Source organism: Ancylomarina sp., from assembly GCF_041555295.1.
GTDB lineage: Bacteria > Bacteroidota > Bacteroidia > Bacteroidales > Marinifilaceae > Ancylomarina.
The window spans coordinates 1-9621 of the sequence record NZ_JBFFKR010000127.1; the positions used below are offsets into that span (position 1 = coordinate 1).

Consider the following 9621-nt stretch of genomic DNA (forward strand, 5'->3'; position numbering starts at 1 on the left):
AAATCTTTTTCAGTAAGTATCCTAACACTCATGTAAGTATTACCAGGTAGATTTAACTTCTCAGAAACATAAGCAGCTGTTGGTGCAGCAGGGTCAGATGCATATGCTAAAATACCATCAATCTTCAGCTCTTTTGCCAAAGCTAAAACACCATCTAAATCGGTTGTACTAAGATTGTAATATTCATCAGCATAAACATGCCCTGGATTATCAGGCAAGTAATCACAAGTAATTACATAATAACCAGACTCTTTGGCATATCTAATTGCAGATATCTGAAGATAAGAACCACCTAATATTAATATTCTTTTTTTCACTATTTCATGAACTATATGTATCAATAATTGAAATAATCCTTTTTATTTCAACTTTTGTTAAATCAGGAAATATGGGTAAACAAATTACCGATTTAGTTATTGCTTCGGCGACTTGCAAATTATCTGCAGATGCAGAAGGTAAACCACTATATGTTGGAAATTGTGATATCAATGGGTAAAAATATCGACGTCCGAAAATATTATGTCTTTTTAACTCTTCATATAAATAATCTCTTGATTTCCCATATTCCTTTTTGTCTACAAATATTGGAAAATAAGAATAGTTATGCTTTACACCTTCCATATCTTCAAGAAAACTTATTCCTTTTACACCTCTTAATAAATTTCTATACAGTTTTGTTACATCTCTCCTTTGATCGATTGAAATATCAATACTCCTTAATTGCAATAAACCGTAAGCAGCCTGCAACTCATTCATTTTAGCATTTATTCCAGGACCGATAACCTTTGTTTCCCCTGCAAACCCGAAATTCTTTAAATAATCTATTCGCTTTTTAGTTGCTTCATCTCTGCAAATTATGGCTCCACCTTCAATCGTATTAAACACCTTAGTTGCATGAAAACTTAAAATAGACATATCGCCAAAATTCAATACAGAGTCTCCATTGACATCTACACTAAATGCATGAGCCGCATCATAAATAACTTTCAGACCATAAGTATCAGCAATATTTTGTATTGCTTTCACATCACATGGATTACCATATACATGAACAGGCATAATAGCTGTTGTCTTTGACGTGATTGCGGCCTCAATTTTATGTGGATCCAGGTTTAAGCTTACTGGATCTATATCAGCAAATACAGGTTCAATACCATTCCAATGTAAAGCGTGTGATGATGCAACGAAACTATAAGGAGTCGTTATTACCTCACCCGTAATTTTAAAACATTGTAAAGCTGTTATCAACGCCAAAGTTCCATTTGCAAAAATTGAAATATAGGGAACGCGCAGATAGGCAGCCAAAGCTTTTTCAAATTCCTGATGGTATTTCCCATTATTAGTGAGCCATTTACTTTCCCAGATATCTTCCAACATAGGGATAAATTCTTCTAATGGCGGAAGTACAGGTGAAGTAACGTTAATCACCCTTTCTTTAAGTTCCTTTGCAACTGTTTTTTTGCAATTTGATACTAATGATTGATTTAACTTCATGGTATTCATTGAGTCTAAAGGTTTCAAGTAAAATGAATAATATAAAACCACCAACTAGCAACTGAATTAAAAATTGTTGCACAAGAGAGAGCATGAATAATTCAACAGATCACATAGCTAAAAAGCTAATATCATCTACCTAAAAAGTAGGTGTAATATCTTTAATTTGACTGATTGTCAAATATTAATTGGACCTGGAGTATAATAACTATTCAATAAATAGGCGATACATGCACTAAAAATCATTGTAATTAACATCACTTCAACAGCCATGCAACTATCTACCTTGCCTTTTAATCAATTACTATAAATAATTTTCATGTACGCTTAAAACTAACTTTCCGATAGTATGTATGAAGGATTGATTTGATTTCAAGATATTCATGGAGTTTGAAAATTTCCAAAATAAATATCAATAAAATACCTCCCACAAGCAACTGGACTATGAACTGTTGCACAAGTGAGAGCATCAGCAATTCAACAGACCACATAGCCAAACAGGTTGCAACACCTACTAAAAAAGATGGTGTAATATCTTTTAATTGACTGATTGTTGAATATTGAATTAGGCTTGCGGTATAATAACTATTCAATAAATAAGCGATACATCCATTAACTATCATTGCTATTAACATCGCTTTAATACCTAAATAAATTCCAACTATTATAACTGGAATAGATATACATTTTTTAATAATCTCCAATTTTAAAAAAAGATCAGACCTTCCTTTAACTTTTAGAATATTTAGGTTAATTGCATGAAGAGGATACAGCATTTGAGAAAAACAAAGTAGTTGTAAGTAAGGAACACAGGGTGCCCATTTTTCTCCAATCAAAATAATAACAAGAGATTCAGAGCATGCTGCTAATCCCATCATTGCAGCAAATGAAATTAGCATTGAGCTTTTTATTATTTTTCGATACCCACTCCTTAATGCTCTAGGGTTTTCTTGTATAGAAGAAAGAACTGGATAACTAACTCGTTCAATAACCCTTGTTAGATTACTCGAGAATAGATTGGAATACCCCTGCGCACGAGTAAAGAATCCTAATTGTGCTGCAGAAAAAAACTTCCCAATTATTAAATAATATAAATTATTGTAGATTGTATCAATAAGAGCCGAAATCAATAATTTGGATCCAAAACCAAATAAATCTTTAAAACTTTGAATTGAGAATTCCCACTTTGGTTTCCATTTGTTATAATACCATAACAAAGTAGTTCCTATAAACCCACCTGTTAATTGTTGAACAACTAAACTCCATACTCCAAAACCACGATAGGCCATTATTATTCCTACCCCACCACTAATTATTGTTCTTATTATAGATATTTTGCTTTGGGTTTTAAAATCAATCCTTTTTATCAATAAGGATTGCTGAACAATGGAAGCGGCATTAATTAATAGAACAATTCCTAATACTCGAATAATGAGCGTTAAACTTGGTTCTCTGTAAAAAGTGGCAATAAAAGGAGATGTGAAAAATAATAAGAAATAAAAAAATATAGCAACTCCGATATTAAAATAAAAGGTGGTATTACAATCCGTATCCGTTAAATTTGTTTTTCTTATTAGTGCAGACCCAAACCCAGAACTGATAAAAACACCAGAGATTGCTATGAAAACAACTATCATTCCCAATATGCCATAGACAGAAGGTTCTAGTAAACGAGCTAATATTATACCAATAAAAAAAGATATAAATTGCTTTCCAAAACTATCAAAGAAACTCCAAAATAGACCATTTACGGTTTTTTCTTTTAAACTTTCCATTTACTTTCAAATCTCTTCATTGTTTTTTAGTTTTCTAAACCCTCCCTTAGTAGATAAACATGAAAAAACAGCTCTTTTATCAGAGTATAAATCAATAACATGGTTAAATAAGAAAACTATTTATCAAGTTCTTTTGTTAAAGTACATACTTATAAGTAATCTCATCCTCTATTTTCTTCAAATAATTTCCATACACATTCTTACCGTATCGGGTGATCGCCTCATTGAGTTTCTCAATAGTTATCCAATGTTTTTTAAAAGCTATTTCTTCTAAACACGCTACTTTAAGCCCTTGTCGTGACTCTATTGTCTGAATAAAACTACCTGCCTCCAATAGCGATTCATGCGTTCCTGTATCTAACCATGCAAAACCACGCCCCATTCTGTTTAACTTCAACCGTTCCTCATCAAGATAAACCTGATTTAAACTAGTTATTTCCAATTCGCCTCTAGATGATGGTTTTACATCTTTAGCTTTCTGAACGACATCATTAGGATAAAAATAGAGTCCAACAATAGCATAATTTGATTTTGGATCTTCAGGCTTTTCCTCTATACTAATCACATCACCATTCTCATTTAGTTCAGCCACCCCATAACGCTCTGGATCTTTCACATAATAACCTAACAAACAGGCTTTCTTATCATAAGACACCGTATGTAGTGCATTTTTCAACAATGGTGTCAAACCATCACCATAAAAAACATTGTCTCCAAGAATTAAACAAACATCTTCCTCGCCTATAAAATCCTCTCCAAGAATAAAGGCTTGAGCTAAACCATCTGGTGAAGGTTGAACCTTATATGAGAGGGAAATGCCCCATTGAGATCCATCACCTAAAAGACGTATAAAACCAGCTTGATCTTCTGCAGTTGTAATAATCAGAATCTCACGAATACCTGCCAACATCAGTACCGACATAGGATAGTAGATCATAGGCTTATCGTAAATAGGCAATAACTGCTTGGATATTCCTTGTGTAATAGGATACAGGCGAGAACCAGTTCCCCCGGCAAGAATAATTCCTTTCATGATAATTAATTTATTATTGGAGAAACTTTCTAAAACAATTGTTGCTTTCACAAACACAACACTAACTGATTAGCATACGGATAATTACCATTACTAGTGAGTTTTCGATTCAAATGACGTCTACTAATTGATAACTTATAATTTAGGCTAAGTCGTAAATTTGCACAACATCTTCCTTCATATTTTGTTATTTAATCAAATATTATTGGGGATTTCTTTTATTACGATTTGCATAGAGATCTCCATATTTAAGATACCAATTAACAACCTCTCTCAAGCCCTCACTGACAGAGAATTCAGGCTCATACCCCAACAGTGCTCTCGCCTTTTCAATGGATGCCAAAGAGTGTGATATGTCTCCATTCCTTTTAGGTCCATATGTTACCTCTACAGAATAAACATCCGGATCGAAAAGAGATAAATATCTCTTAAGAATATCGACTAATCCATTTAAAGTCGTTCTTTCTCCACAGGCAACATTAAACACCTTTGATATTTTTGCAGGTTTTAACTTCGTTGATCTTGTAAGATCTGTTTCAGTAAATGGCATCACATTTACTGAATTATATTTCAATGCTCTGTCCTGTATCATTTCAGAAGGAGTAATAGCAGCAAGTTGATTAGCCTGTAAAACATTTTCTATATAAGTAAAATCTCTACTGAAAGTGCCGTCTCCATTTATAAGTGGACTCTGATGTTTCATTAGAGCAATCACAAATTTAGGGATCACAGCTGCATACGCTCCATTAGGATCCTGACGACGACCAAATACATTAAAATAACGCAATCCAATAGTTTCGATCCCATAGGTTTCACTGAAATTTCCAGCAAATAATTCATCCACATACTTCGTTATTGCATAGGGAGATAGAGCCTTACCTATTTTATGTTCTTCATTTGGCAATTCGTTATAATCTCCATAGGTAGAAGAGCTTACAGCATAAACAAATCGTTTCACTCTTTCTTCCTTACAAGCAAATAACATTTTTACAAAACCTCCAATATTAACATCAGTTGATGTAATTGGGTCCATAATTGAACGTGGAACAGAACCTACAGCTGCATGATGCAATACAAAATCAACACCTGTTACCGCTTTCTGACAATCCTCATAATTACGAATATCACCTTCAATCAATTTAAATTTAGGATTACATAAAAAGGGCTCTATATTAATTCTGTGTCCTGTAGAGAAATTATCAAGGCAAATTACCTCATTATCTTGTTTCAAAAGCATCTCACAAAGGTTTGAGCCGATAAAACCTGCTCCCCCTGTCACTAAAACTTTTGAACTAGTAATTTTTCTCTTCATCAAACTTATATTATTCAAATTATAAACGACAATCGATTAATTCCTTTGGTAGAATTCCTTTTATATCAAAAATTACAGCATTAGAACCATTCCTAAAAGCAGGATAATCTAAATCCTCGAACTCAGAATGTGCAACTGCTAAAACAATAGCATCATATTTATCACCATTAATTCGCGGTATCAAACTCAAACAGTAAACATTTTCAACCTCTTGTTTATCTGCCCAAGGGTCATATACATCAACATCACACCCAAAATCTTTGAATTCCTGAATAAGATTTATCACTTTAGAATTACGAATATCAGGACAATTCTCTTTGAATGTAATTCCTAATACTAAAATCTTAGAATCCGAAATTCGATGTTTTTTCTTAATCATTTCCTTAATTACCATTGAGGCAACATAAGCAGACATTCTATCATTTAATCTTCGTCCAGCCAAAATAATTTCGGGGTTGTAACCAACTTCTTGAGCTTTTTGGGTCAAATAATAAGGATCAACTCCAATACAATGACCTCCAACTAATCCTGGCTTGAATGGTAAAAAATTCCACTTTGTACCTGCAGCTTCCAAAACCTCATGGGTATCAATTCCCAGTCGACTAAAAATCACTGATAATTCATTTACAAAAGCAATATTGATATCACGTTGAGAATTTTCAATCACCTTTGCAGCCTCAGCTACCTTAATCGAAGAAGCTTTAAAGGTTCCAGCTATTATAATTGAAGCATATAAATTGTCGACAAATTCAGCAATTTCAGCGGTTGAACCAGATGTTACCTTGCGAATTTTAGTTACAGTATGTATTTTGTCTCCAGGATTGATTCGTTCTGGTGAATAACCACAAAAGAAATCTTCATTAAATTTCAAACCACTATACTTCTCTAAAATCGGAACACAATCTTCTTCCGTTGCACCTGGATATACTGTTGATTCATAAATAACGACATCCCCTTTCTTCAAAGCTTTCCCTACTATTTCTGAAGCTTTAAACAATGGAGTTAAATCTGGACGTTTATTCTTATCAATCGGGGTTGGAACAGTCACAACAAATACATCAAATTGCTTAAGCAACTCTTCATTGCGTGTATAACTTAATAACTCCGATGATTTCAACTCTTCTTTATTAACTTCTAAAGTTTTATCATAACCAGCTTCGAGTTCAGAAATCCGAGTAGTATTAATATCAAAACCAACAGTTATGTATTTTTTACCAAATTCAACAGCAAGTGGTAGTCCGACATACCCAAGTCCAATCACTGCGATTTTTCGCTTTATAATATTCATGATTAAAAATAGTTTAGTGGTAGTTAATTAAAAGTTATATGATTTATTACTATGAATCGGATAAAATCCAATCATTAAAAAAAAGGACTACATATCAGAAACACTGTATCCATATGCATAATTATAGGCATGCCCATATTTTTGAATTTTAACACCATTCATAACTAGGCCCACATTATGAATATTAGCATCACTCAATATTTTCATATTCTGCTTAAAGAATAGTTTATCAGTAACTTGATGCCTAACAACGAAAATATTTGTGCTTGCATATGGCGTCAACAATAAAGCGTCTGTTACAATCCCCATTGGACTCGTATCTATCACGATACATTCATATCGTTTTTCCAATTGCTCGAATAAGACACCTGTTACTTTAGAACCCACAATTTCAGCCGGATTTAGAGGTATGGGACCGGCAACGATACAATCTAAGTTTTTATATTTTGAATGATGAATGACTTCTTCAAGAGTATTCTCTCCATTTAAAAAGGTTGTAATTCCAGCTTCTTCTGAAATACCTAGATATTCTCCTAATTGAGGTTTTCTTAGGTCAAAACCAAGTAGAATCGTTTTTCTTCCTGCAAGAGCATGTATGCCAGCTATATTTACTGCACAGAATGATTTCCCCTCACCTGTAGTAGTCGAAGTGACAAGTATGGTTTGTTTATCACTGCCATTTTTAAGATAATCAAGTCGAGTTCTTAAAGATCGAAAAGCCTCTGTAATGGGTGCACCTGGATATTTTTGTGTCAAAACATCACCATTTTTTTTACTAAAAGCTATTCTCCCAATGATAGGAGCAGTTGTTATTCTTTCCAGATCTTCTTCAGTCTGTACCTTAGTATTAAAGAAATCACTTAAAAAAAAGAAAAGACCTGGAATCATAAACCCTATGAAGCCCCCTATTATAAAAATCAACATAGTCACAGGTTGAAGTATTGCCTTAAAAGTTGCTGGCTCAATAATTTCGCTATTAGGTAAATTTGATGCCTTTTGAATTTGAGCTTCAACCCTTCTCTCAAGAAGGAGAGTATACAGGTCATTAGTCAAATCATAATTGCGTTGAATATTCAGAAACTTCTGCTCCATACCTGGTAGTAAGTTTTGTTCTCTGGATATTCTGGCTTTCTGTTTTTTCAAAACCTCCTCTTGATCATTGATATATTCTTCTTGAGAATTAATATTTTCATACAATGAAGCTAGTATAGTAGCTTCCTGACGTTGCAGTCTTTCTAAATATGGATTATTTAATTCTACTTTGCCCTTGTATTGAAATAGAGCCGCTCTGACTTCTCCTAATTGAGCAATATAGTCAGTCAAAACACTTTCCCTAATCCCTACTGAGACTGGTGAAATCAGTTTATTGAAATCCTCACGTTTATTCAAGTATCCTCGCAAACGTTTGAAATAAGAAGTCTGGGTTTGCAATTCTAAGATCTCAGCATCGATTTCCTGTAATCTAACGTAGGCAGCCTCCACTTGAACTGTAGGCATGACCACGTTATTAGAAGTTCTGAAATTTCTAAGTTTTGCTCCCATACGACCTAGGGTATCCCCTATACCATAAAGTTGTTGATCGATAAAAGAAATTGTATTGTTGGCAATCTGATTTTTTTGATCTAAACCGTTCTGAATCCAAACAGTCATCAACATATTCAGAAAAGATTTAGTTTTTTCCAGGCAGGTACCCGTTGTCGATACATAGGCAATAGAGGCACCTTGGGCTGCAAACGAAACATCAATGTCCAGAAAATCATTAATGATACGCTTGTTATCACGAATAAGAAAAAAAATATTGTTCTCACTTAATGCTTCATCTAAATTAGATTTGTCAGATTTAATCGTAAAGGCATAATGTTCACCTTCTATTCTCTTTCCAATTTCAACCTGCTCATTCATTCTAAAGGAACTAAGCTCTCCCACATCCTGCTTATCAAAAAAATCATGCAGTACCACATTTTCCCCATGAGCAACCAAATTTAAGTCCCCATTAATGCTTCTTTCAAGATAAAACTTCACTCCTATAGGCTGAACATGAGTCTTATCTAAAATCACCTGAAAGGGTTGATCTAAATACAACTCCTCTTCCCTATAATTTTCTTTCGAAAATAAAGCTTGATTAATCGCTTGATAAATTTTCAAATAGTTGCTCTGAGTCTCCTTTAACTTACCCTTAGAATAATAGCTGACATTAAAATCGAGCTGTTCTAAAGCATGTATAATCAAGGATTCAGATTTTAAAATAATGGTCTGGTTCTGAAAGTTTTGCATATCTGGAGTAGAAAATCCACTCATCATTGCCATCTCCTCCGACACATTGCCTTGAACTTCACTCTTAATCAAAACCGTAGCATCCACTTTATAAACTAAAGGAGTATACCGATTTACAATATAAGCGGATAATAATCCTAAAATTATGAAACCAATAAACCAATACCATTTATTATAAAAAAGATAAACCCATTTTATAATATTTGGCTTTTCAGACTTATATTCATTCTCAATACTGAATATATCATCATTTACGAAATCTCTTTTGTTATCTGAATGATACATAATATTTATTTATAGATTCAAATATAAATTACACCAATACCTTTAATATTCTATAATCAATTACTTAAGCGAATTCGCCAATAAAAAGAAAGTAATCAAACTTGTAATTAAACTTAATGAGAAAGACTCTCCGAATCCCCACATTTGGGCTTTAACAGGT

At 33.4% G+C, this 9621-nt stretch carries 6 protein-coding genes and 1 pseudogene; all 7 read right to left on the bottom strand.

Going from position 1 to position 9621, the window contains the following annotated elements; genetic code table 11:
- A pseudogene (locus tag ABY905_RS10125) lies at positions 1-317 on the bottom strand (hypothetical protein); the annotation flags it as partial.
- A 4-nt stretch (positions 318-321) separates the two neighbouring features.
- Entirely contained in the window at positions 322-1494 is a 1173-nt protein-coding gene (locus ABY905_RS10130; protein WP_372643234.1) for a DegT/DnrJ/EryC1/StrS family aminotransferase, read from the bottom strand.
- Positions 1495-1811: 317 nt separating this feature from the next.
- Positions 1812-3269 carry a lipopolysaccharide biosynthesis protein gene (locus tag ABY905_RS10135; protein ID WP_372643237.1) on the bottom strand — a complete coding sequence of 486 codons (1458 nt, stop codon included), beginning with the start codon at positions 3267-3269 and terminating at the stop codon, positions 1812-1814.
- A gap of 136 nt (positions 3270-3405) precedes the next feature.
- Positions 3406-4302, bottom strand: coding sequence for a glucose-1-phosphate thymidylyltransferase RfbA (gene rfbA, locus ABY905_RS10140; RefSeq protein ID WP_372643240.1), 897 nt, complete (start codon positions 4300-4302; stop codon positions 3406-3408).
- A 202-nt stretch (positions 4303-4504) separates the two neighbouring features.
- Entirely contained in the window at positions 4505-5614 is a 1110-nt protein-coding gene (locus ABY905_RS10145; RefSeq protein ID WP_372643242.1) for an SDR family oxidoreductase, read from the bottom strand.
- A 19-nt stretch (positions 5615-5633) separates the two neighbouring features.
- Positions 5634-6902: a nucleotide sugar dehydrogenase gene (locus ABY905_RS10150; RefSeq protein WP_372643244.1), complete on the bottom strand. Its 1269-nt coding sequence runs from the start codon at positions 6900-6902 to the stop codon at positions 5634-5636.
- An 87-nt stretch (positions 6903-6989) separates the two neighbouring features.
- Positions 6990-9461, bottom strand: a complete 2472-nt coding sequence (locus ABY905_RS10155; protein WP_372643246.1) for a polysaccharide biosynthesis tyrosine autokinase — start codon at positions 9459-9461, stop codon at positions 6990-6992.
- Positions 9462-9621: the final 160 nt, after the last annotated feature.